This window comes from Dyella sp. RRB7 (genome assembly GCF_022761115.1).
Classification (GTDB): domain Bacteria; phylum Pseudomonadota; class Gammaproteobacteria; order Xanthomonadales; family Rhodanobacteraceae; genus Dyella.
The window spans coordinates 148,181-171,091 of record NZ_JAKWJS010000001.1 but is presented as its reverse complement, the minus strand read 5'-3'; the positions used below and the strand labels follow the sequence as shown (position 1 = coordinate 171,091).

Below are 22,911 nucleotides of genomic sequence, written 5' to 3'. Positions count from 1 at the left end.
GCTGTGCCCGTGGGCGCTTTAAACCGGGCCGTTTGGCCCCACCTGTTACAGTCTGGTTTCCCCACAATGGCAATGATTTCATGGATTCCCTGATCGCACAGGCCGAACGCCGCTTGCTGGCGCCGGGCGGCCTGGCCGCCACCGACCTCGACCGCGTGTTCAACCAGTTGATGGGGCCGTCCATCGACGCCGCCGACCTGTATTTCCAGCACTCGCGCAGCGAGTCCTGGGTGCTGGAGGAGGGCATCGTCAAGGACGGCAGCCACTCCATCGAACAGGGCGTGGGCGTGCGCGCGATCAGTGGCGAGAAGACCGGTTTCGCATACTCCGATGAGATCGTGCTGCCGCAGCTGCTGGATGCCTCCAAGGCCGCGCGGGCGATCGCCCAGGGCGGTAATGGCGCCGGCAAGCCGCTGGCGCTGAATGGCGCGCGCCAGCTGTATCCGGCCATCGACCCGGTGGAAAGCCTGCCCAACCCGGACAAGATCGCCTTGTTGCGTGAAGTGGACGCCTACGCGCGCTCGCGCGACCCGCGCGTGAAGCAGGTGATCGTGAGCCTGGCCGCCACCATGGACACCGTGCTGGTGGCCGCCTCCGACGGCACCCTGGCCGCCGACGTGCGCCCGCTGGTGCGCCTGAACGTGCAGGTGATCGCCGAGCAGAACGGTCGCCGCGAGCAGGGCAGCGCTGGCGGTGGCGGCCGCTATGGCTATCGCGAACTGATCGACAACGGCCGCGCGATGGCTTTCGCCGAAGAGGCGGTGCGTTCGGCGCTGGTCAACCTCGATGCGGTGGACGCGCCGGCCGGCAGCATGCCGGTGGTGCTCGGCCCCGGCTGGCCCGGCGTGCTGCTGCACGAGGCCATCGGCCATGGCCTGGAAGGCGACTTCAACCGCAAGGGCAGTTCGGCCTTCGCCGGCCGCATCGGCCAGCGCGTGGCGGCGCCCGGCGTTACCGTGGTGGACGACGGCACCCTGCAGGGTCGCCGCGGCTCGCTCAGCGTGGACGACGAAGGCACGCCGACCGAGTGCACCACGCTGATCGAGGACGGCATCCTCAAGGGCTACATGCAGGACAAGCTCAATGCCCGCCTGATGGGCATGGCGCCCACTGGCAACGGCCGCCGCGAATCGTTCGCCCAGCTGCCGATGCCGCGCATGACCAACACCTACATGCTGGCCGGCCAGCACGACCCGCAGGAAATCATCCGTTCGGTGAAGAAGGGCCTGTACGCGGTGAACTTCGGCGGCGGCCAGGTCGACATCACCAGCGGCAAGTTCGTGTTCTCCGCCAGCGAGGCCTACCTGATCGAGGACGGCAAGGTGACCCGCCCGGTGAAGGGTGCCACCCTGATCGGCAGCGGCCCGGACGTGCTGACCCGCGTCTCCATGATCGGCAACGACCTGGCCCTGGACGAGGGCGTGGGTGTCTGCGGCAAGGATGGCCAGAGCGTGCCGGTCGGCGTCGGCCAGCCCACGCTCAAGGTGGATGCGATGACGGTGGGTGGTACCGCGTCCTGACGCTTCGTGCCCCTGCTTCCGCCGATGGGAAGGTGGGGCATGGGGAGCGGTGGCTTGCATTGTCGCCGCCGTTTTGGCCAGAACACCGCGCAGGAATGGCGACGCCCATTCCTGCATATCGTTAGAACGAAAGCTTATTTCGCTTTCGCCCGAGGCACGCGGACAGTGTGCAATGCGGCTTGCGCCCAGCGCGGAGCCGTCCAGACGTCCAGCCGTCTGGTACTACACCGTTCAGACGAGGGGCGTTGCCATGAGTGAAGTCACACGCGTGCTGCCAGCGGGGCCGCAGCCGGTCGAGGCGAGGGTGTCGCGCGCCGGCATCTTCTCCAACGAAGACTGGTGGTCGGTGTGGATCGGCCTGCTGGTGATCGTGGTGGCCTGGGCGTTGTTCGCCCATGGCAGCAGCCTGAAATGGCTGGCGGTGGCGCCGGGCAAGTGGAAGACGCTGGCCGAGGCGGGGCAAGGGCTGGCGACGCACTGGCCCAACTACCTGGCGTTGTTCGCGACTTTCGCCCTGTTGTTTGGCACGGTGCTGGCGGTGCTGGGGCAGTCGCTGTCGCGCTTCCTGCCGAGTTTCCTGATCCTGTTCGTGGCGTCGCTGCTGATCTTCACGGCGTCGGCATGGACGCAAGCCTCGCACTACAACCTAGAGGCGCCGCTGATCGCGCTGGTGCTGGGCCTGCTGGTATCCAACGCGGTGGCGTTGCCGGAATGGTTCCAGGCGGGGTTGCGCGTGGAGTTCTACATCAAGGTGGGCATCGTGCTGCTGGGCGCGACGTTGCCGCTCACCCTGCTGGTATGGGCGGGTCCGGTGGCGGTGGGGCAGGCGACCATCGTCTCGCTCGCTACGTTTTTCGTGATCTTTCTCACTGGCAAGGCGCTGGGGCTGGACCAGCGCTTTGCGGCGGTGCTCGGCGTGGGCGGCGCGGTGTGCGGCGTATCGGCGGCGATTGCCGCGGGTGGCGCGGTGCGTGCACGACGCGAGCAGACCTCGATGGCGATCACGCTGGTGGTGGTGTGGGCGATCGTGATGATCTTCGTGCTGCCGTTTGCCGCGCGTGCGCTGGGTTTGTCGACGGCGGTCGCCGGTGCATGGATCGGTACGTCGGAGTTTGCCGATGCCGCTGGTATCGCCGCGGCGCAGGCTTATGGCGACGCCGCGCGCAACGCGGGCGGGGCGATTGCGGGCGCGCCGGATGCCGCCGTGCAGGCCTTTACGCTGATGAAGGTGGTGGGGCGCGATATCTGGATCGGCATCTGGGCCTTCACGCTGGCCTGGGTGGCGACCACGCGCTGGGACACCGGTGCCGATGGCGTGCAGGCCAAGGCCGAGGTGGGCGAGATATGGGCGCGCTTTCCCAAGTTCGTGATCGGCTTTGTGCTGGCCTCGGCGCTGGTCACCTGGATCGCCAGCCATTATTCGCTGGCCGACTATCGAAAGATCGTCACGCCGGACCTGGTGGCGCCGATCAGCACGTTGCGCACCTGGGCTTTCACGTTCTGCTTTCTCAGCATCGGCCTGACCACGCGGTTGCGCTCGCTCAGTGCCACCGGGTGGCGTCCCCTGCTGGCATTCACGGCGGGCGTGGTGGTGAACATCATCATTGGCTACGTGCTGTCGGTGCACGTGTTTGCGGACTACTGGAATGGGCTGGGGGGATGAGCGGGGCATGCCCGCGCGTGACGTGACCGCGTGTTGCGGGCATTGCCGTCACCGGCTGGATGATCGGCGCGCGACAGAGCAGCGCGTGGCGGGGCTGGCGTCGTTCGGCTCCGCCTATGGCGCGAGCATCGCGGCAAGCCGGCTGTGCGGCGTGCGTGACTGCTGGGTGTCGCCACAGGACGGTTGCGCCAGTTTTACGCCGAAAGGCTGACCTGCCCCTCACCGTCATCCCCGCGAAAGCGGGGATGACGGCTCTGTTGAATGGGCGAAACGATGGTGGGAAACGAGGCCCCAGAGGGCGCTCAGGGCGTTTCTTCTTCCAAGCCATCCACGCCGCCCTGTTCGGCGTCCTCGCCCGGCGCCAGCTCCTTGAGCAGCTGGAAAATCTCCCGGTAGGCCCGCGGCGGCTTGTTCGATTCCTTCTCGGCCTTGGCCTGGCGTACCAGCGAGCGCAGGTGCTGGCGGTCGATGGTCGGGAACTGCTCGATCAGCTCACCCATGGCGACATCGGTATCGGCCAGCAGGCGGTCGCGCGTGGCTTCCAGGCGGTGCATGGCCGCGGTTTCCTGGCGCTGGCGTTCGCGGTTTTCGCCGAGTGCGGCGCGCACGCCGTCGAACACGGCCGTGTCGTGACGACGCATCACCTTCGCCAGGAACGCCAGTTGCCGCTTGCGCGCGATGTGCGCGGTGATGCGGCGGGTCTGCGCGATCTCGCGCTGCACGTCCTCGGGCAGGTCCAGCTTGGCCAGCTTGCTCGGCGGCAGTTCGACCAGTTGGTTGGCCAGCGCCAGCACGGCCAGCGCATCGCGACGCTGCTGCGTGCGGGTCGGGCCGTAGTCGTGCTCGGGATTGTCGGTGTAGGTGCGGTTCACAGGGATTTCCAGGAAGTCGGCCCGGGTGGGCCGGGCCTTCAATGCGTGGCGTCGTGTCGGTCGGCAGGCGCCGGCTCGGCCTGTTCCAGCGCGAAGCGCGGAATCGGTTCGCCGTCCAGTTCCACCGTTTCGCAGAACATCGCCGCCGGGCGCACCCACAGGCCGTAGTCGCCATAGAGCGCCTGGTAGACCACCACTTCCTCCATCGTCTCGCTGTGACGGGCGGTGCCCAGCACGCGGTAACGCTGGCCTTTGTAGTGACGGTAGATGCCGGCTGCCGGTGACATGGCGTTCTCCGTGGGACGCTCTTTGCATTTCGGCCGCGCTACCCCCATGTTGGGAAGTTGCGCGGGTCGGACCGCGTATTCTACCCGCCCGCCTGCAGGAAACCCACGCGTGACCGAATTGAGCCCCACCCAGGACCGCAGCCTTGCCGATCTCGACCGACTGGCCCAACTGGCCGAGGACGTGATCCGCCGCGCCCGCGCCGCCGGCGCCAGCCAGGCCGAGGTGGCCGCCAGCATCGACACCGGCCTGAGCGTGAACGTGCGCCTGGGCGAGGTGGAAACGGTGGAGCACACGCGCGACCGCGGGTTCGGGCTCACCGTGTATTTCGGCCAGCGCAAGGGTTCGGCCAGCACGGCCGACCTCAACCCGGACTCGATCCAGGCTACCCTGGACCAGGCCTGCGCCATCGCCCGCTTCACCGAGGAAGACCCCGCCGCCGGCCTGGCCGACGCCTCGCGGATGGCCACCCAGTTCCCCGAGCTGGACCTGTGGCATCCCTGGCACATCGACACCGCGCAGGCCATCGCGCTGGGCAAGGACATCGAGGATGCGGGCCGGTCGCACGCGGGCATCACCAATTCCGACGGCGCCGGCGTGCAGATGGGCGAAAGCCTGGCGGTCTACGCCAACTCGCATGGTTTTCTCGGTCGCGAGCGCGGCACCCGGCACTCGCTGTCGCTGTCGCTGATCGCGGGCGACGAAGAGGGCATGCAGCGCGACTACTGGTACGACAGCGTGCGCGCGGCCAGTGACTTCATGAGCGCCCAGGCGCTGGGCGACAAGGCTGCGCAGCGTACGCTGGCGCGGCTGGGCGCGCAGCGGCTTTCCACGCGCCAGTGCCCGGTGCTGTTCGCCCCGGAAGTCGCCCGTGGCCTGATCGGCCACCTGGTGGGTGCGGTCAGCGGCGGCGCGCTGTATCGCCGCGCCAGTTTCCTGCTGGACCACGTGGGCAAGCAGGTGATGCCGTCGTGGCTCAACATCGTGGAGCGCCCGTTCCTGCTGCGCGGCCAGGGCTCGGGCGCCTTCGATGCCGAGGGCGTAGCCACCCGCGACAGCTCACTGATCGAGAACGGCGTGCTCGCACGCTACGTGCTGGGCAGCTATTCGGCGCGCAAGCTGGGGCTGGAGTCCACCGGCAACGCGGGCGGCATCCACAACCTGATCGTCGAGCCGGGCCAGGACGATTTCGCGGGCATGCTCCGGCGCCTGGGCACCGGCCTGCTGGTGACCGAGGTAATGGGGCAGGGCGTATCCACCGTGACGGGTGACTACTCCCGTGGCGCAGCCGGTTTCTGGGTAGAGAGCGGGCAGATCGCCTACCCGGTGGAGGAAATCACCATCGCGGCCAACCTGCGCGACATGTACGCGGGCATCGTGGCGGTGGGGGCGGATGTCGACCCGCGCTCGTCCATCCTCACCGGTTCCATCCTGCTGGAACAGATGACCATCGCCGGCGAGTAGGACATCGACGCCCTCCCCGATCTGCAGGGGAGGGGCGAGATTGGCGCGACGCGGCGTAGACTTCTGGCATCGGAAAAAGCGGCCGGCACTTGCTAGGATCGGGGGCGTCGGCAATTTGCCGACCAGGAAAAACCAGGCTAACGACCAGGAGATGCGCATGAGCGTTCCGCCCGAGTCCGTCGTACCGCCGCCGTCGAACGATGCCACCGCCACGCCATCCGGCACGCCCTCCACCCAGGAGCGGCAATGGGCCATGTTTACCCACCTTTCCGCCTTGCTTGGCCTCATCCTCACCGGCCATTGGTTTGGCTGGGGATGTTTCCTGGGGCCCTTGATCATCTGGCTGGTGAAGAAAGACGCGATGCCCTTCGTGGACGATCAGGGCAAGGAAGCGCTGAACTTCAACATCACCGTCGCGATCGTGTTCTTTGCGCTGTTCGTGCTCACGCTGATCACCCTGGGATTGGGGGTGGTGATTGCCATACCCATTGGCGTGGTGGTGGGCATAGCGTGGCTGGTGTTCACCATCATCGCCGCGATCCGCGCCAACGAAGGCGTGCGTTATCGCTATCCGTACACGCTGCGCCTGATCAAGTAGGCGCCGCTGCCGTTCGTGGGAGCCGCTTCAGCCGCGACAGCTGCCGACCCCGTTGGTCGTGACTGAAGTCGCTCCCACACCGGCGCTAGTGCAGGCCGACGTAGGTGCGCTTGAACGACACCGGTTCCTGCAGCGTGGGCACCTTCCAGCTGCCGGTGACCACCAGCTGCTGGCCATCGGGGGACATGGCCCAGTTCTGCACGAGCTGGGTACCGTCGGCATAGGCGATGGAGACGACCAGCTGGCCGCCTTCGACGTGGCCTCGCACCATGGCATTGCCGTTGAGCGTCTGGTGGGGCTGGCCGTCCAGCTTGCCGGTGAGCTGGTCGCCATTGTTCAGGTGAATCTGGAAGGTCTTGGCATCCTGCTGTACCAGCAGTACCGAATCGACGTTCAGCAGGGGCGGCATCGGATAGGTGGCCGTGGCCAGTGGGTCTTTGTCGGTACTGGCCGGCTTGCTGTCGCCATGGTCGCCGCCGTGCTTGCCGCCGCCGCGGCCCATGCCTCCACCGCCACCGCCCATGCCGCCGCCGCCGTGATGGCCGCCACCGGCACGGCCGTTGGCCGGCGTCGAGCTGGTCGATGACGAGGCCGGTGCCTGCTGCGTGGTGGCTTCCTGCTCCTTGCGCGCTTCTACGCGCATGGATGCCGTGAGGGTGTCGGGGGTATCGCTGTTGCGGTCATCCAGGCGCCAGGCGCCGCTGAAGTCCACGTTCTGGGGCGGGGCGGCGTGTACCGCGGCGGCGGCCAGCAAGGTGCCGGCCACGGCGGTCAGCAGTGCAGCGCCGCTACGGCGCGCCAGGTAGCGAAGAGGGGACATGGCTTGGCTGACGAATGGCTGACGCATTGGCTATACAAACGCCCGAGTCTTACGGCTGTTGACGCAAGGAGGTGCCGTTGGCTGCGCATGGAGCGCTGCGGCAACCGGGGCCGGTCAGCGCAGCCGCGCCGCGGCGTAGCGGGCGAGTTCTTCCAGCAGCGCACCACGCTCGCCCAGCGGGGCGATGGCGTCGAGCGCATCGGCGGTGAGCCGGGCAAGGTGTTCGCGCGAGGCGTCCATGCCGATGATCGAGGGGAACGTCGGCTTGTCGGCGGCCGCGTCCTTGCCGACGGTCTTGCCGAGCACGGTCGATTCCCCTTCCACATCGAGGATGTCGTCGCGGACCTGGAAGGCCAGGCCCACGGCGTGCGCGTAGCGGTCGAGGGCGGCCAGGGCATCGTCATCGGCGCCGGCGGCCAGGGCGCCCAGGCGCACCGAGGCGCGAATCAGCGCACCGGTCTTGCAGGCATGCATGTGCTCCAGCTCGGCCAGCGACAGCTTGCGGCCGACCGCGGCCAGATCCAGCGCCTGTCCACCGGCCATGCCCTCGGCGCCGCAGGCGCGGCCGAGCACCCGCAACATTTCCACGCAGCGGGTGGGGGACACGCCCGTCTCGATATCGTGGGCCAGCAGCTCGAAGGCCAGCGCCTGCAGGGCATCGCCCGCGAGAATGGCCATCGCTTCGCCGAACACGATGTGGCAGGTGGGCCGGCCGCGACGCATGTCATCGTCGTCCATCGCCGGCAGGTCGTCGTGCACCAGCGAATAGGCGTGGATCAGCTCCACCGCGCAGGCCGGCGCATCCAAGCGCGCGCCGCTCTCGCCAAAGGCGTGGCCGGTGGCGTACACCAGCAGCGGGCGCAGTCGTTTGCCGCCGCCGAGCACGGCATAGTGCATGGCGCGATGCAGTTCGACGGGGGCGCTTTGTTCGGGCGGCAGCGAGCGGATCAGCGACTGGTCGGCGCGCGCGATCAGCGACTTGAGGTCATTGCCGAGTTTAGAGTTCGGGTTCAAACGGTTCGGCAGTGTCGGGAGCGTCGGGATCGAGCAGCAGTCGCACGCGCAGTTCGGCACTTTCCAGTGCCTGCTGGCAATGACGGTACAGGCCGATGCCGCGCTCGAAGGAGGCGAGGGATTCGTCCAGGCTCAGCTCGCCGCCTTCCATACGCGCGACCAGCTGCTCGAGTTCGTCCAGCGAGTGTTCGAAATCGGCGGCGGGAGCCGGACTGGCGGGAGCGGATGCGGACTTGGCCATGGCCCGCAAAGCTAACGCAGGGGACGTGCGGAATCAATGCGCGGGCGGGCAAACGTCGCGCCGAATGTGCGATGGCGCGAACGCCCATCACGCCAAGGTCAGCAGGCGGGCTGCCAGTAGGGGGTAGCGCCGGCTTGCAGGAACAGGGCCTTGCCGTGCTCGGTCAGCCAGCGATCGCCCACGCCGATCAATTCATCGCCGCTATGCAGCAGCGGGCAGGCAGCGCGGCGCCAGGGCGGCATGCCGCTCTGCTGGAACAGGTCGCGCAGCTCGCGGGTGTGCGCGTCGCCGGCGGGGCGGAGGTGTTCACCGCCCTGGCGCAGGCGCACCAGCAGGGGCTCGGCGAGCCGGGCGGGCGGGTCCAGCCGCAAGCTGCCGCCATCGGGCAGGGCCAGGGGTTCGCCATGCCAGCTGGCGTGCCAGTGCGGGTCGATGCTCCGTTGCGGAGGCAACGCCCACAGCCGCCCCTTCCACACATGCAGCTCGGCGCCGGCCCAGCGGATGCACGGCAACTGGCCGTCGCGGGCTGCGCATTGGCGCTCGATCTGCGCGCGTTGCGCCGTGGTCGGCGCGGGCAGGCCGCGAGCATGCAGCCAGTCGTCGAGCAGCGGATGGCGCAGCGCGGGCGACAACGCCAGCCAGCCTGCGGCGTCCAGGCTGCCGGAGCTCGGGTCGAGCAAACGGGCCTGCTCGGCGCGCCACTGCTGTTCCAGCGCATCGCTGGCGGCGCGGCTGAGGCGGGCGCTGTGGGTGATCGACTCCAGCGCCTGCGGCCAGTGCTGGCTCAGGCGAGGCAGGATCTCGTGGCGAAGGAAGTTCCGTGACAGGCGGCTGTCGGCATTGGATGGATCGTCGATGCACGGCAGCCCCTGAACCTGGACGTAGCCACGCAGCACCTCGCGGGGCAGCTCGAGCAGCGGGCGCCACAGCCGGCCCTGCCCCAGCGGGCGCAGCGCACGCATGCCGCCCAGGCCCTCCGGCCCTGCGCCGCGCAGCAGCTTCAGCAGCACGGTTTCGGCCTGGTCGTCGCGATGATGGCCGAGCAGCAGCAGCTCGCCCTTGCGCAAGGACAAGGCGAAGGCGCGGTAGCGTGCTTCCCGCGCGGCGGCCTCCAGCCCGTAGCCACGGGCATGCTCCACGTCCACTCGCAGCACCAGGCAGGGCACGCCCCACTCCTGGGCGAGCTGCCGGCAGTGTTCGGACCATTGCCGGCTGTCCGGATGCAGGCCGTGGTCGATATGCAGCGCGCGCAGGCCGCGTTGCTGCGCTTCGGGCAGTTGCGCAAGCGCATGCAACAGCGCGGTGGAATCCGGTCCGCCGCTGTACGCCACGCACAGCGGGCCCGGCGGCTGCTCGCGCAAGGCTTGTAGCAGGGTCGCGTCGAGCTTACTCACGGGGTGGCGATTTCCGGGTCTTGTTGCGCACGTAGATGACCTTGGGCCGTCCGTCGCCCGGGCTGCGGCGATCCATTTCGAACAGGGTGGTTGCCGCGATCAACTCACTGAGCTTGTTGTAGCCGTAGCTGCGTGCGTCGAAGTTGGGACGCTGCTTGGTGATGATGGAGCCCACGCCGCCCAGCGCGGCCCAGCCGTCGTCGTCGGAAGCCGCCTCCACCGCGTTGCGCAGCAGGTTGACCAGGCTGGTGTCCTGCTTGAGCTGGGCGGCGGTGCGCGGCTTGAGCGGTTGTTCTTCGTCGGGCTTGGCGACCAGGATGTCGGTGTAGACGAACTTGTCGCAGGCGGCCACGAACGGGTCGGGCGTCTTGCGCTCGCCGAAGCCGTACACGATCAGGCCGGACTCGCGGATGCGCGCGGCCAGCCGGGTGAAATCGCTGTCGCTGGAGACGATGCAGAAGCCGTCCAGGCGCCCCGAATACAGTAGGTCCATCGCATCGATGATCATCGCCGAGTCGGTGGCGTTCTTGCCGCTGGTGTAGCCGAATTGCTGGATCGGCTGGATCGACTGGGTGAGCAGTTGCTCTTTCCAGCCTTTCAGGTGCGTGCTGGTCCAGTCGCCATAGGCACGCTTGACGTGCGCGGTGCCGTACTTGGCCACTTCGGCCAGCAGCGCCTCGGCGATGGCCGGCTGTGCGTTGTCGGCGTCGATCAGCACGGCGAGCTTGGTAACGTGTTCGTTGGCCATGGCGCATGTTCCTGGCGGGGATGCGCCGATGGTAGCGCCGCCTGTGTGGTCAGCGCTGGTCGGTGCGGAAATTCAGCTCGATGCCGACACCGGCCGGATCACTCAGGAACAACTGCACCTGGCCCGGCGCATCCACGATCTCGACGCGGTACGGCACGCCGGCCGCATCGAGTCGGGCACGCATGGCCTCCAGGTCGTCACAGGCCAGCGCAACGTGGCTTAGCCAGCCGGTGCGCTGCGGTTGGCCGTCGCCGTCCGCGGCGATCCCCAGGTGGATCAGCGCCCGCTCGCCGGCATACAGCCAATGGCCGCGCGAGCCCGAGCGCGGGGTAGGGCGCGGACCTTCGCGCAGGCCGATGAGGTCGGTATAAAAGCGACGCAGCCGCTCAACGAGGTCGGCGGGTGCGCGCAGGTTCACGTGATCGATCCCGCGCACGCCCATGGTGCTTATTCCTGGTAGGAACCGTAACCGCGCAGGCGCTTGTAGCGCAGTTCGAGCAGGTCGTTGATGGGCAGCGCTTCCAGCTCGTCGAGCTGGTTCAGCAGCACCGCCTTCAGGCGCACCGCCATCGAATGCGGATTGCGATGGGCGCCGCCCAGCGGTTCGCGCACCACCTTGTCGATCAGGCCCAGCTCCAGCAGGCGCGGTGCGGTCAGGCCCAGCGCCTCGGCGGCATCCTTGGCCTTGTCGGCGCTCTTCCACAGGATGGACGCGCAGCCTTCCGGCGAGATCACCGAATACGTGGAGTACTGCAACATGACGGTGCGATCGCCCACACCGATGGCCAGCGCGCCGCCCGAGCCGCCTTCGCCGATCACGGTACACACGATGGGCGTCTTGAGGTCGGCCATTTCCAGCAGGTTGCGGGCGATGGCTTCGCTCTGGCCGCGCTCCTCGGCGCCGACGCCGGGGTAGGCGCCCGGGGTGTCGATCAGGGTGATCAGCGGCAGGCCGAAGCGCTCGGCCATCTTCATCAGGCGCAGCGCCTTGCGGTAACCCTCGGGGCGCGGCATGCCGAAGTTGCGGCGCACCTTGCCCTTGGTGTCGCGTGCCTTCTGGTGGCCGATGATCATCACCGAGCGGCCGTTGATGCGGCCCAGGCCACCCACGATGGCGGCGTCGTCCGCATAGGCGCGGTCGCCGGCCAGCTCGTGGAATTCGTCGCACATCACGCTGATGTAATCGAGCGTGTAGGGGCGCGCGGGATGCCGCGACAGCTGGGTCACCTGCCACGGCGTGAGGTTGCGGAAGATCTCGTTGGTCTTGAGCTTCAGCTTCTCGCGCAGGCGGCCGACTTCTTCGTCGATGTTGAACGCCTGCCCATGGCTGGCGTGGCGAAGCTCTTCAATCTTCGCGTCCAGCTCGGCAATAGGTTGTTCGAAATCGAGGAAGTTAGGGTTCATTCGGTGCTATTCGTGACACGGAAGCGGGCCAGTATACCGATCCGCGAAAAAAGGCGGGAACGGCGGCGTATGGGAAGTGTGAAGGCGGCCGCGGACGCCCCGCTGGCGCTAGTCGCCGCGCGGCCTGTCGTCGGTCTTGACGATGCGCAGCCTGGCCGCCTCTACCCCGGGCACGGCGCGGATGGCGCGCAGCAGCTCGGGGATGGCATCCACCCGCCACTCCTCGCCCAGCTCCAGGTCGGCCTGGGCCACGCGGTTGTGGTAGCCGTACAGCACCACGCTGGCGCGGCCGCCGCGATAGCCGGCCAGGGTGCGACGCAGGTCGTCGACAAAGCCGGGGCCGACCCCATTGAGCTTTAGACGCAGCAGGCGGGCGAAGCGGCGGCAGGCGTCGCCGAGGGTATAGGCGCTGCGGGCACGCAGGGCGAAGCCGCCGCCGGAGAAGTCGTCGATGCGCAGGCCGCCCTCGACCACCAGCAGCGCGTCGCGCGTAAGCATCGGCGCGACCTGCTGGTACAGCTCGCCGAAGAAGCTCACCTCGATGATGCCGGTGCCGTCTTCCAGGCGCACGAAGGCGTCGCTGTCGCCGCGTTTGCGGATGGCGGTGACCATGCCGGCCACCGTCCACGGCGTATCCGGGCCACGGCGGAAACGGTTGTTGTCGCCGTCGTCGTTCTTGCGCGGCTTGGGGGGCTGGTAGCGCTCGGCGATCTCGCCCAGCGGGCAGGTCGACAGCTGGGCCAGCTCGTCCTTCCATGGGTCGGTGGGATGGCCGGAAAGGTAATGGCCAAGCGTGTCGCGCTCGCCTTGCAGGGTTTGTTCCAGCGGCCAGTCGGGCACGATGGGCAGGTCCACCTGCACGACCGGGGCCACGCTCCCCATCATGGCGCCGAACATGTCGTTCTGGCCCGACTGCTTGTCACGCAGGTGCTGCTCGGCCACCTTCATCGCATTGGGCAGCTGGGCCATCAGGCTGGCGCGGTTGGGCGCCAGCGCGTCGAGCGCGCCGGACAGGATCAGCGCTTCCAGCACGCGGCGGTTGAGCTTGCTCGAGTCGACGCGGCGGCAGAAGTCAGGCAGGTCCTTGAACGGGCCGCCACGCTTGCGCTCGTCGGCGATCGCTTCGCAGGCGCCCTGGCCGACGCCCTTGATGGCGCCCAGGCCGTAGCGGATCACCTTGGGTTCGACGGCGACGAACATGAACTCGGAGGCGTTGACGTCCGGCGGCAGCACCGTGAGGCCGATCGCCTTGGACTCGTCGATGAAGGTCACCGCCTTGTCGGTGTTGTCCATGTCCGACGAGATCGTCGCGGCCATGAACTCGGCCGGGTAGTGCGCCTTCAGCCAGGCGGTCTGGTAGGAGACCAGCGCGTAGGCGGCGGCGTGCGACTTGTTGAAGCCGTAGCCGGCGAATTTTTCCATCAGGTCGAAGATGGCATCGGCCTTGTCGCCGCTGAGCCCGTCCTTGGCGGCGCCCTCGCGGAACTTGGCACGCTCCTTCGCCATTTCCTCGACTTTCTTCTTGCCCATCGCGCGGCGCAGCAGGTCGGCGCCGCCGAGCGAATAGCCGCCCACGATCTGCGCCATCTGCATCACCTGCTCCTGGTAGACCATGATGCCGTAGGTCTCTTTCAGGATCGGCTCGACGCGCGGGTCGGGGTATTCCACTTCCTCGCGGCCGTGCTTGCGCGCCACGAAGCTGGGGATCAGGTCCATCGGGCCGGGGCGGTACAGCGCCACCAGCGCGATGATGTCCTCGAAGCGGTCGGGCCTGGCGTCCTTGAGCATGCGCTGCATGCCGGAGGATTCGAGCTGGAACACCGCCACCGTCTGCGCTTTCTTCAGCAGCTCGTAGGTGGGCACGTCGTCCAGCGGCAGCGCGGAAATATCCAGCGCCTCCTCGCCGCTCGCCGCGCGGCGGGCGTTGATGGCCTTCACCGCCCAGTCGATGATGGTGAGCGTGCGCAGGCCAAGGAAGTCGAACTTCACCAGGCCGACGGCTTCCACGTCGTCCTTGTCGTACTGCGTCACCACACCGCCGCCGCCCGGTTCGCAGTACAGCGGGGCGAACTCGGTGAGCGGCCTGGGGCCGATCACCACGCCGCCGGCGTGCTTGCCGACGTTGCGGGTGAGGTTTTCGAGCTTGAGCGCAAGGTCGATCAGCGTGCGCGCTTCCTCGTCCTGCTCGTACAGCTCGCAGAACTCCTTGACGATGCGATCGGGTTCTTTCTTGGCCTTTTCCGAACGGCCGAGCGCGCACGACAGGGTGAGGTCGAGCGGGCGCGCGGGAATCAGCTTGGCGATGCGGTCGACCGCGTTGTAGCCCATGCCCAGCACGCGGCCCGAATCGCGCAGCACCGCCTTGGCGGCCATGGAGCCGTAGGTGATGATCTGGCTGACGTGCTCGCGGCCGTACTTGCGCGCCACGTAGTCGATCACCTCGTCGCGGCGATCCATGCAGAAGTCGATGTCGAAGTCGGGCATCGACACGCGTTCGGGGTTGAGGAAGCGCTCGAACAGCAGCTCGAACTGGATCGGGTCCAGGTCGGTGATCTTCAGCACCCAGGCCACCAGCGAGCCGGCGCCCGAACCACGGCCCGGGCCCACCGGAATGCCGTTCTGCTTACCCCAGTTGATGAAGTCCGCCACGATCAGGAAGTAGCCGGGGAAGCCCATCTTGATGATGACGTCCAGCTCGCGCTCCAGGCGCGCTTCGTATTCTTCCCGCGTGCGGCCCGGCGCCAGCGGCGCGTGGGTAAGGCGTTCCTTCAGGCCTTCGCGCGCGATCTCGCGGATATAGCTGGCCAGGTCGTGGCCTTCGGGCACCGGGAAGTCGGGCAGGTAGTACGTGCCGAAGCTCAGTTCGAGCGTGCAGCGCTTGGCCAGCTCGATGGTGTTTTCCAGCGCCTCGGGCAGGTCGGCGAACAGCGCCGCCATTTCCTCGGGCGTCTTGACGTACTGCTGGTCGCTGTAGTCGCGCGGGCGCTTGGGGTCGGCCAGCACGCGGCCCTGGTTGATGCATACGCGTGCTTCGTGCGCCTCGAAGTCGTCCTGCTTGAGAAAGCGCACGTCGTTGGTGGCGATCACCGGCAGGTCGAGCTCGGCTGCCAGCGCCAGCGCGGCGATGTTCCAGTTTTCCTCGCCATCGCGGCCGCAACGGGTCAGCTCCAGGTAGAGCCGGTCGGCCATCTGCCGCGCGTACGGGCGCAGGCGTGCGGCGGCCGCGTCGATGCCCTGGTTGACCGCGATGCGGCCCGCCTCGCTTTCGCGGCCGAGCATGGCGATCAACCCGCTCGTCGCCTCGGGCGTGAGCCAGCTGGCATCGACCAGGGCGCGGCCGCTGTGCTGGCCGTCGCGCCAGGCGCGCGACACCAGGCGCGACAGGTTGAGATAACCCTCGTGGTTCTGGCAGAACACGGTGAGACGCCACGGGCGCGGATCGTCCGGCGCGCTGACCCACAGGTCGCAACCGCCAATCGGCTTGATACCGGCCGCGCTGCACGCCTTGTAGAACTTCACCAGGGCGAACATGTTGCTGTCGTCGGTCAGCGCTACCGCGGGCACGCCCTGGCGCACGCAGGCCTCGACCAGCGCCTTGATGCGGATGGTCGAATCGACCAGCGAATATTCGCTGTGCAGATGAAGGTGGGCGAAGCGGACGGACATGGCGCACGCGCAGAATGGAGCATCAGCCTACCGGTGCGGCGTGGGGCGGGCAAGAATTGACATTGCCGCCGAGGCCGCGCCTTCAGCTGGCTGGCGTGGCGGGCGCAGGTGCGGCGGGGGCCGGAGCGGGCTGGTCGAGCAGTTCGTCGACTTCATCGAGGATCTGGCCCACCATGTCCTCGCCATAACCGACGTGCACATGGGCGATGCGCCCGTCGCGGCCGATCATCACCATATGGGGGATCCCGTCGACCGCATAGGGATTGGCGATGCGATGGTCGCCCGCATCGTAGGTGAGGATGACGTCCAGGTTCTTCCAGCGACTCCGGATCTTGCGGAAGGTATCCAGGTTGTCGTCGTGGCTGACACCGATCACCTGCAGATCGGCAGGCCCCTTCATTTTCTGGAGAGCAGCCAGTGTCGGCAATTCTTTCATGCAGTAGCTGCACCACGACGCCCAGAAAGAGACAATCACCACCTTGCCGCGCAGCGCCGAGACACGAACGTCATGGCCATCGCGATCACGCCCCAGGTAATCCGGCGGCACATCGCCCACGCCGGGGCGGGCATGGCCGATGGATGCAGCGGCCAGTGCAAGAACGGCCAGCGTATGCCGGATAGAGCGTTTCATGGTGGTTCCCCCTGGACGGCAGGTTAGCGCAAGCGGATGTTGCCGTCAGTCCCGGGCAGCCATCTTGTGGCGGTTGCGGGGATGGGCGATGACTGGCATGGTCGGGCGCTTTACCTGACTCGCACGGCCGCCGCGTCGCGCTGCCCGGATACCGCCCATGTCCCTGATCCGTTCGTTGTTCTCCCTCAAGCCCATCGAATCGTCGCTTTCCGCCGGTGATGCGCTACGCCGCACGCTGGGCCTGAAGGATTTGATTGTGCTGGGCGTGGGAGCGGTGATTGGCGCCGGTATTTTCGTCATCACCGGCCAGGCGGCGGCCGAGCACGCGGGTCCGGCGCTGACTCTTTCTTTCGTGCTGGCAGGTTTGGCGGCGGCGCTGGCGGCGCTCAGCTATGCCGAGTTCGCGGCCATGTTGCCGGTATCGGGCAGTGCCTATGTGTATGCCTATGCCACTTTCGGCGAACTGCTGGCCTGGTTTATCGGCTGGAACGTGGTGGCCGAGTACTTGCTGGCGGTGTCGTCGGTGGCGGTGGGCTGGTCGGGCTACGGCGTGGGGCTGTTGCATAGCCTGGGCATCGATGTGCCTGCCGTGTTGGCGAATGCGCCGCTGAGTTTCCGCGACGGCCATTTCGTGGCCACCGGCGCCTGGATCAATCTGCCGGCGTTGCTGGTGGTGGCGGCGATCACGGCGTTGCTCTATTCGGGCACGCGCCAGTCCACGCTGTTTGCCAGCGTGGTGGTGGCGCTCAAGGTGCTGGTGGTGATCCTGTTCGTGGTGTTCGGCCTGCAGTATCTCGATACCTCGCTGTGGCATCCCTACGTGCCGGCCAGCCAGGGCGGCGACCACTACGGCTGGAGCGGTGTGTTCCGTGCGGCCACCAGCGTGTTCTACGCCTATATCGGTTTCGATGCGGTGGCGACGGCGGCGCAGGAAACGCGCAATCCGCAGCAGAACGTGCCGGCGGGCATTCTCATTTCGCTGGCGATCTGCACGGTGCTCTACATCATCGTGGCGGCGGTACTCACCGGCCTGGTGCCGTATCCGCAGCTGGCCACCGCCGAGCCGGTGGCCACCGCGCTGGCGGCCCATCCGGGGCTGGCGTGGCTGAAGCTGCTGACCCAGGTCGGTGCGGTGGCGGGCCTTACCTCGGTGATCCTGGTGATGCACATGGGGCTGGCGCGCATTCTCTACAGCATGGCGGGCGATGGCTTGTTGCCGTGCCTGTTCGGCGCCGTGCACGAGCGGTTTCGCACGCCGCATCGCACCACCTTGCTGGTGGGCATCGTGGGCGGCGTGCTGGCGGCGGTGTTTCCGCTGAGCCTGCTGGGCGATCTGCTTTCGATGGGCACGCTGCTGGCTTTTGCCACGGTCTGCATCGGCGTGCTGGTATTGCGTCGCACGCGCCCCGAGCTGCCGCGTGGCTTTCGCGTGCCGGCGGCGCCCTTCGTGTGCACGCTGGGCGTGATCGTGTGCCTGTTCCTGCTGGCGCAGATGAACGCGGCGAACTGGGCCTTGCTGGCGGGGTGGACCGCCCTGGGCATGCTGATCTACGCCGGTTACGGCTATCGGCATAGCCGCTTGCGCGAAGGCGCCCGATAGCTGCCCTCCTGCGACGACGGATGGGTGTTCCCGTCGTCGCTAACGCTCATGTCGTCATGAGATATGGAATCGCTCGTCACCTGGCGGTGCGTCGATGTAGTGATCGAGCCCCTGCACCTTGAGCGGGTGCCGGTCGTAATCGACGTGCTGGTATTCCGCGTCGACGATGGTGTTCAGCTCCTCGGGGGGCAGGAGCGGCGCTGGCGACACGGTGGCCTGGCCGGTACGGCCAGATGGCGTGGCGTTCTGCGGGCGGTGGCGAAGCGTCATGACACGACTCCTGCGGTCGAATGCGCGCGTGGGCGTCTCAGGGCCGCATGATCGATGGGATCACACGGGATGGCTCGTGCGTCCATGCCTTTGCTTGAAGCACACCGCGCCGTGGCATCGGGCGTTTCGGTGGTTTGGCGTGGGCGGGGTGGCCCGGCGACTTCGCTTCCTGTATCTGTTCAGATGCAGCGGTATCGGAAATGGTTGCCTCGACGAAAAATCCATGCGCCCATGGCGATAACGGGATCTCTCGTGGCTGCTGCATTCTAGTCCCACGATTGCTAAGTGAGCGTGGGTCATTGGGCATGCACGGACGCGCCGCCGTTGGCCCCTTTGATGCTAGGGGCGGTGGCCCAGCGGTGTTGATATGGACGTCTATCCGATCGCTGCGATCAGAACAGTACGCCCTGGTCCACCAGCAACTTCACCGGCGCAAAACTGCGCCGGTGGTGGGAGCAGGGGCCGAGCTGGCGCAGAGCCTCCAGGTGCCCGGGCGTGCCGTAGCCCTTGTGTTCGGCGAAGCCATAGCCCGGGTGCTCGCGGTCGAGCGCGACCATCCAGCGGTCGCGGGTGACCTTGGCGAGGATCGATGCCGCGCTGATGGCCGGCTCCAGCGCGTCGCCACCGACGATGGCGCGGCCCGCGCATGGCAGCTCGCGCGGCAGGGCATTGCCGTCGATCCAGGCTTCATGCGCCGCGGGGTTGAGGCCCGCAAGGGCCCGGCACATGCCGGTCATGGTGGCTTGGAAGATGTTGATGCGATCGATCTCGTCCGGCATCACCAGCACCACGCAATGGGCCAGGGCGAATTCGATGATCTGCGGATAGAGCGCCTCGCGGCGCGCCTCGCTCAGCTTCTTGGAATCATTGAGGCCCGCGATGGGGCGTGCCGGATCGAGGATCACCGCGGCGACCGCCACCGGGCCGGCCAGCGGCCCGCGTCCGGCCTCGTCGACGCCTGCGATAAGCACGTGGGCAGGGTTTCCCTCGCGTGTCGCCAGCAGGGACGGCGATGCGCGTCGAGGGCGCGTCGGGGCCTTCCTGTCAGCCACGCCCGACCTCCACCAGTTCGGCCACCGCGGCGGCGGCGAGGTCGCCCGCATGGCCTTCCAGGTCGCCACGCAGCGCCATGTGCAACTGCTCGAACGCACCCACGATGGCGCCGCGCCGTTCGCTGTCCTGGAACAGGGCCAGGGTGGCGGCGGCAAGCTTGTCGACGGTGAAATCGTCCTGCATCAGCTCGGGAACCAGCACGATGTCGTCACCCATGCCGCCCGCGCGGGCGAGGATGTTGGGCAGCGAATAGACGTCCGTCTTGAGCATGTTCAACGCGCGCGCAATGCGATAGCTCACCGGCGAGACGCGATAGCCCACCACCATCGGTCGCTTGGCCAGCATCGCCTCCAGCGTGGCCGTGCCGGAGGCCAGCAGCACCACATCGGCGGCGAGCATGGCCTCGTGCGCATGGCCATGCAGCAGCAGTGGCGCATCATCGCCCCTGGCTTCACCAAGGATGGCCTGCAGGCTGGCGTGTACGCGCTCGTTGGCCGCGGGGATCACGATGCGCAGGCCCGGCAGGCTCGCGGCGACCTTGCGGGCGGCCTCGATAAAGGTCCGTCCCAGCATGGACAGTTCCGACCCGCGGCTGCCCGGCAGCACGGCCAGCACCGGTACGTTTTGCGGCAGCTGCAGGAATTCGCGCGCGCCGGCGCGATCGGATACCAGCGCAAACCGATCGGCCAAGGGGTGCCCCACGAAACGCGCATCGATGCCGTGCCTGGCATAGATGGCCGGCTCCATGGGAAACAGGCACAGCACGCGGTCGGCGCTGCGGCCGATCTTTTCCGCACGCTTCTCCCGCCAGGCCCATACCGACGGACTCACGTAGTGCACGGTGCGGATGCCAGCCTCGCGCAGTCGCTTCTCCATGCCCAGGTTGAAGTCGGGTGCATCGATGCCAACCACGACCGCGGGCTTGGCGGCGATCAGCCGTGCGACGAGTGCCTTGCGCAAGCGCAACAGGCGCGGCAGGTGCGACACCACTTCGGCGAAGCCGAACAGCGAAAGCTCCTTGATGTCGTACCAGGAGTCGAAGCCTGCCGCCTGCATGCGGGCGCCGCCGATGCCGACGAAGCGGGCCTCGGGATAGCGCCTGCGCAGTGCGCCGATCAGATCGGCACCGAGCTGATCGCCGGAATCTTCGCCGGCGATCAGGGCGATCAGGGGAGCCTGGTTTGTCGCTTCGGTCTGAGGCATGGTTGTGGGTTACCGACGCCAGCAAAGGCAAGAGCGAGCGTTTGATTCGCCGATAGGAGCGAAGCCCCTATCGGCGGTGCATGTCAACGCGCCAGCGATCGCTCGCTGCGATCGAGGAACTCCAGCATGGCGCGCACGTCTTCACTGCCCTCAGCCTGTGCCGTCAGTTGCTCGCGTGCGTCAGCCAGGGTAAGGCCCGCCATGTACAGCGTGCGATACGCGCGCTTGATCGCCGAGATCCGCGCGGTATCGAAGCCGCGACGCTTGAGGCCCTCGCTGTTGATGCCGCGTGGACGCCCGCGCTGCTCGTTGGCCATCGTCACGAACGGCGGCACATCCGAACCCAGCAGGCAGCCCATGCCGATAAAGGCATGCGCGCCGATCTTGCAGAACTGGTGCGCACCGGAGAACCCTGCCATCACCACCCAGTCGCCGACTTCCACGTGGCCGGCCAGCGCCGAGTAGTTGGAGAACACGGTGTTGTTGCCGATATGGCAATCATGGGCCACATGCACGTAGGCCAGCAGCCAGTTGTCGTTGCCGATGCGGGTGGCGCCGCCGCCGTCGCCGGTGCCGCGGTTGATGGTGACGAACTCGCGGATATGGTTGCGGTCGCCGATGATCAGCTCGGTGCGCTCGCCGGCGAACTTCTTGTCCTGCGGCGCGCCGCCCAGCGAGGCGAACTGGCTGATGCGATTGTCACGGCCGATACGCGTGGGACCTTCGATCACCACGTGAGGGCCCACCACCGTGCCGTCGCCAATCTGCACCTCGGCACCGATCACGCTGAAGGCGCCGATGCTGACGTTGTCGCCGATAACGGCAGAAGGATCGATCTGCGCGGTGGGATGGATCATTTGTCGGACCTCGCGGCGCACATCAGTTCGCAGCTGGCCACTTCCTTGCCGTCGACCATGGTGCGAGCCTCGAACAGGCCCATGCTGCGCAGCAGGCGCTTGAGCGTCACTTCCAGGCGCAGCTGGTCGCCCGGCACCACCGGCGCATTGAAGCGCGCGTTGTCGACCTTGGCCAGATAGAACAGCGGGCTGCCGGTGTTGCCCTGCAGGCGGCTGGAGATCTGCGTCAGCAGGCCTGCGGTCTGCGCCATGGCCTCGACGATCAGCACGCCGGGCATCACCGGATGGCCGGGGAAGTGACCCTGGAAGAACGGCTCGTTGATGGTCACGTTCTTCAGCGCCACCACGCTTTTGCCGGGATCCAGTTCGATGACGCGGTCGACCAGCAGAAACGGGTAGCGATGCGGCAACAGCTGCTGGATGTGTTCCACGGTCACCGGAAGGTGGAAGGGCACGGTGAGGTCACTCATTATTGCGGTCCTTCTCCAGCGCCGAGAGTCGGCGCGCGTATTCGTCGAGATGTTTGAAGCGGGCTGCGTTGCGCCGCCACAGGCGGTTCTCCTGCAACGGCACGCCCGAGGAATATTCGCCGGGCTCGCGTATGGAGTGCGTGACCAGGCTCTTGGCGGTAATGGTAACCCGGTCGGCCACTTCCAGATGGCCCAGCACGCCCGCGTTGCCGCCGATCATGCAGTAACGGCCGATCTTGGCGCTGCCGGCCACCGCGGCGCAGCCTGCCAGGGCCGTGTGCGCGCCGATATGGACGTTGTGCGCGATCTGGATCTGGTTGTCCAGCCGCACATCCTCTTCCAGCACCGTGTCGTCGAGTGCGCCACGGTCGATGGTGGTGTTGGCGCCGATCTCGCAGTCGTCCCCGATGCGCACGCCGCCGAGCTGGGGCAGCTTGATCCAGTGGTCGCGGTCGAAGGCGAGGCCGAAGCCATCCGAGCCGATCACGGCGCCCGGATGCACCAGCACGCGCTTGCCCAAAGTGACGCGGGTGACCAGGGTCACGCGTGCCACCAGGCGGCACTGCGCACCCACGACACAGCCCTCGCCGATGATGCAGTGGGGGCCTAGCACCGCGCCGTCCTCGATGGTCGCGCCGTCCTCGATGACGCAGCCAGGGCCAATGCTGGCGGTCGGCGCTACACGTGCGCCGGCAGCCACCACGGCGCTGGCATGGACGCCATGGGGCGCGGCGGGCAGGCGTTCGAACAGGGCGGCGATCTTCGCGTAGGCCACATAGGGGTCTCGCGCGACGAGTGCCGTCACGGGGCTGTCCGCCACGTTCTCCTCGCGCATCACCACCACGCCGGCTTGCGTGCCGCTCAATTGCGAGGCGTACTTGCTGTTGGACAGGAAGCTCAGCTGGCTCGGGCCAGCGCCTGCCAGCGTGCCGACGCCATCGATGACGCGAGTGCCATCGCCATGGAAGGAAAGGGCGAACCGCTCGGCGAGTTCGGCCACCGTGATTTGGAAAGCGCTCATGCCTGGCTCCCTAGCCATCGGGCCATTGTAGGACGTGTATCTCTTGCGGGTATCCGGAAAAAGAAAGCGCGGCATCGCCGCGCCCTCTCCTTGCCTTCAACCCTTTGCTATTCAACG

The 22,911-nt window shown here is 67.4% G+C and carries 23 protein-coding genes; 6 read left to right on the top strand and 17 right to left on the bottom strand.

From position 1 onward, the window contains the following. Positions 1-80: 80 nt before the first annotated feature. The 3 genes from tldD (at position 81) to MJ606_RS00780 (ending at position 3,394) form a co-directional block, all read left to right on the top strand. Positions 81-1,520: a metalloprotease TldD gene (gene tldD / locus MJ606_RS00790; RefSeq protein ID WP_243047471.1), complete on the top strand. Its 1,440-nt coding sequence runs from the start codon at positions 81-83 to the stop codon at positions 1,518-1,520. A gap of 250 nt (positions 1,521-1,770) precedes the next feature. Further along, complete coding sequence (locus tag MJ606_RS00785; protein WP_243047470.1) at positions 1,771-3,183, top strand: putative sulfate exporter family transporter; 1,413 nt, start codon at positions 1,771-1,773, stop codon at positions 3,181-3,183. Positions 3,184-3,190: 7 nt separating this feature from the next. Then, on the top strand, positions 3,191-3,394 hold the full coding sequence (locus tag MJ606_RS00780; RefSeq protein ID WP_243047469.1) for a hypothetical protein: 204 nt from the start codon (positions 3,191-3,193) through the stop codon (positions 3,392-3,394). Positions 3,395-3,485: 91 nt separating this feature from the next. Here MJ606_RS00780 and yjgA read toward each other — a convergent pair whose 3' ends face one another. Together yjgA and MJ606_RS00770 are read right to left on the bottom strand one after the other, a co-directional pair. Next, positions 3,486-4,055, bottom strand: a complete 570-nt coding sequence (gene yjgA, locus MJ606_RS00775; protein WP_243047468.1) for a ribosome biogenesis factor YjgA — start codon at positions 4,053-4,055, stop codon at positions 3,486-3,488. A 38-nt stretch (positions 4,056-4,093) separates the two neighbouring features. After that, positions 4,094-4,342: a DUF1653 domain-containing protein gene (locus MJ606_RS00770; RefSeq protein WP_243047466.1), complete on the bottom strand. Its 249-nt coding sequence runs from the start codon at positions 4,340-4,342 to the stop codon at positions 4,094-4,096. Positions 4,343-4,451: 109 nt separating this feature from the next. On the opposite strand from MJ606_RS00770, the gene pmbA reads away from it, so the two are divergent. Beyond that, complete coding sequence (gene pmbA, locus MJ606_RS00765; RefSeq protein ID WP_243047465.1) at positions 4,452-5,804, top strand: metalloprotease PmbA; 1,353 nt, start codon at positions 4,452-4,454, stop codon at positions 5,802-5,804. 157 nt (positions 5,805-5,961) lie between these two features. Beyond that, positions 5,962-6,402 (top strand): DUF4870 domain-containing protein, encoded by a 441-nt coding sequence (locus MJ606_RS00760; protein ID WP_279236585.1) that lies wholly within the window; start codon positions 5,962-5,964, stop codon positions 6,400-6,402. 85 nt (positions 6,403-6,487) lie between these two features. Here the strand turns inward: MJ606_RS00760 and MJ606_RS00755 are convergent, their stop codons facing one another. From MJ606_RS00755 to MJ606_RS00715, 9 genes are all read right to left on the bottom strand, one after another. Then, entirely contained in the window at positions 6,488-7,222 is a 735-nt protein-coding gene (locus tag MJ606_RS00755; RefSeq protein ID WP_243047464.1) for a hypothetical protein, read from the bottom strand. 114 nt (positions 7,223-7,336) lie between these two features. Continuing rightward, a complete protein-coding gene (ispA, locus tag MJ606_RS00750) occupies positions 7,337-8,236 on the bottom strand; it encodes a (2E,6E)-farnesyl diphosphate synthase (RefSeq protein ID WP_279236584.1) in 900 nt (299 codons plus the stop codon). Then, entirely contained in the window at positions 8,220-8,477 is a 258-nt protein-coding gene (locus tag MJ606_RS00745) for an exodeoxyribonuclease VII small subunit (protein WP_243047463.1), read from the bottom strand. Before MJ606_RS00745 ends, ispA begins: the two co-directional genes overlap by 17 nt. A gap of 98 nt (positions 8,478-8,575) precedes the next feature. Continuing rightward, a complete protein-coding gene (gene tilS / locus MJ606_RS00740) occupies positions 8,576-9,871 on the bottom strand; it encodes a tRNA lysidine(34) synthetase TilS (protein ID WP_243047462.1) in 1,296 nt (431 codons plus the stop codon). Then, positions 9,864-10,619 carry an NYN domain-containing protein gene (locus MJ606_RS00735; protein WP_243047461.1) on the bottom strand — a complete coding sequence of 252 codons (756 nt, stop codon included), beginning with the start codon at positions 10,617-10,619 and terminating at the stop codon, positions 9,864-9,866. The genes tilS and MJ606_RS00735 overlap by 8 nt, the downstream gene beginning before the upstream one ends. A 49-nt stretch (positions 10,620-10,668) precedes the next feature. Then, positions 10,669-11,061: a VOC family protein gene (locus tag MJ606_RS00730; protein WP_243047459.1), complete on the bottom strand. Its 393-nt coding sequence runs from the start codon at positions 11,059-11,061 to the stop codon at positions 10,669-10,671. 5 nt (positions 11,062-11,066) lie between these two features. Next, positions 11,067-12,023 (bottom strand): acetyl-CoA carboxylase carboxyltransferase subunit alpha, encoded by a 957-nt coding sequence (locus tag MJ606_RS00725; RefSeq protein ID WP_243047458.1) that lies wholly within the window; start codon positions 12,021-12,023, stop codon positions 11,067-11,069. Between the two features lie 108 nt (positions 12,024-12,131). Next, complete coding sequence (gene dnaE, locus MJ606_RS00720) at positions 12,132-15,689, bottom strand: DNA polymerase III subunit alpha (RefSeq protein WP_243047457.1); 3,558 nt, start codon at positions 15,687-15,689, stop codon at positions 12,132-12,134. Between the two features lie 82 nt (positions 15,690-15,771). Then, positions 15,772-16,320, bottom strand: coding sequence for a TlpA disulfide reductase family protein (locus MJ606_RS00715; RefSeq protein WP_243047456.1), 549 nt, complete (start codon positions 16,318-16,320; stop codon positions 15,772-15,774). Positions 16,321-16,477: 157 nt separating this feature from the next. On the opposite strand from MJ606_RS00715, the gene MJ606_RS00710 reads away from it, so the two are divergent. Further along, positions 16,478-17,920, top strand: coding sequence for an amino acid permease (locus MJ606_RS00710; protein WP_243047455.1), 1,443 nt, complete (start codon positions 16,478-16,480; stop codon positions 17,918-17,920). Between the two features lie 54 nt (positions 17,921-17,974). Here the strand turns inward: MJ606_RS00710 and MJ606_RS00705 are convergent, their stop codons facing one another. From MJ606_RS00705 to lpxD, 6 genes are all read right to left on the bottom strand, one after another. Further along, the gene (locus MJ606_RS00705) at positions 17,975-18,190 is read right to left on the bottom strand and encodes a hypothetical protein (protein WP_243047453.1); all 216 of its coding nucleotides are present in this window, start codon (positions 18,188-18,190) and stop codon (positions 17,975-17,977) included. A gap of 392 nt (positions 18,191-18,582) precedes the next feature. Continuing rightward, a complete protein-coding gene (gene rnhB / locus MJ606_RS00700; RefSeq protein WP_243048547.1) occupies positions 18,583-19,194 on the bottom strand; it encodes a ribonuclease HII in 612 nt (203 codons plus the stop codon). A gap of 40 nt (positions 19,195-19,234) precedes the next feature. Continuing rightward, a complete protein-coding gene (gene lpxB / locus MJ606_RS00695; protein ID WP_243047452.1) occupies positions 19,235-20,446 on the bottom strand; it encodes a lipid-A-disaccharide synthase in 1,212 nt (403 codons plus the stop codon). Positions 20,447-20,529: 83 nt separating this feature from the next. After that, complete coding sequence (gene lpxA / locus MJ606_RS00690) at positions 20,530-21,303, bottom strand: acyl-ACP--UDP-N-acetylglucosamine O-acyltransferase (RefSeq protein WP_243047450.1); 774 nt, start codon at positions 21,301-21,303, stop codon at positions 20,530-20,532. Next, entirely contained in the window at positions 21,300-21,773 is a 474-nt protein-coding gene (gene fabZ, locus MJ606_RS00685; protein WP_243047449.1) for a 3-hydroxyacyl-ACP dehydratase FabZ, read from the bottom strand. The genes lpxA and fabZ overlap by 4 nt, the downstream gene beginning before the upstream one ends. Further along, entirely contained in the window at positions 21,766-22,794 is a 1,029-nt protein-coding gene (gene lpxD / locus MJ606_RS00680; protein ID WP_243047448.1) for a UDP-3-O-(3-hydroxymyristoyl)glucosamine N-acyltransferase, read from the bottom strand. The genes fabZ and lpxD overlap by 8 nt, the downstream gene beginning before the upstream one ends. Between the last annotated feature and the right edge of the window lie 117 nt (positions 22,795-22,911).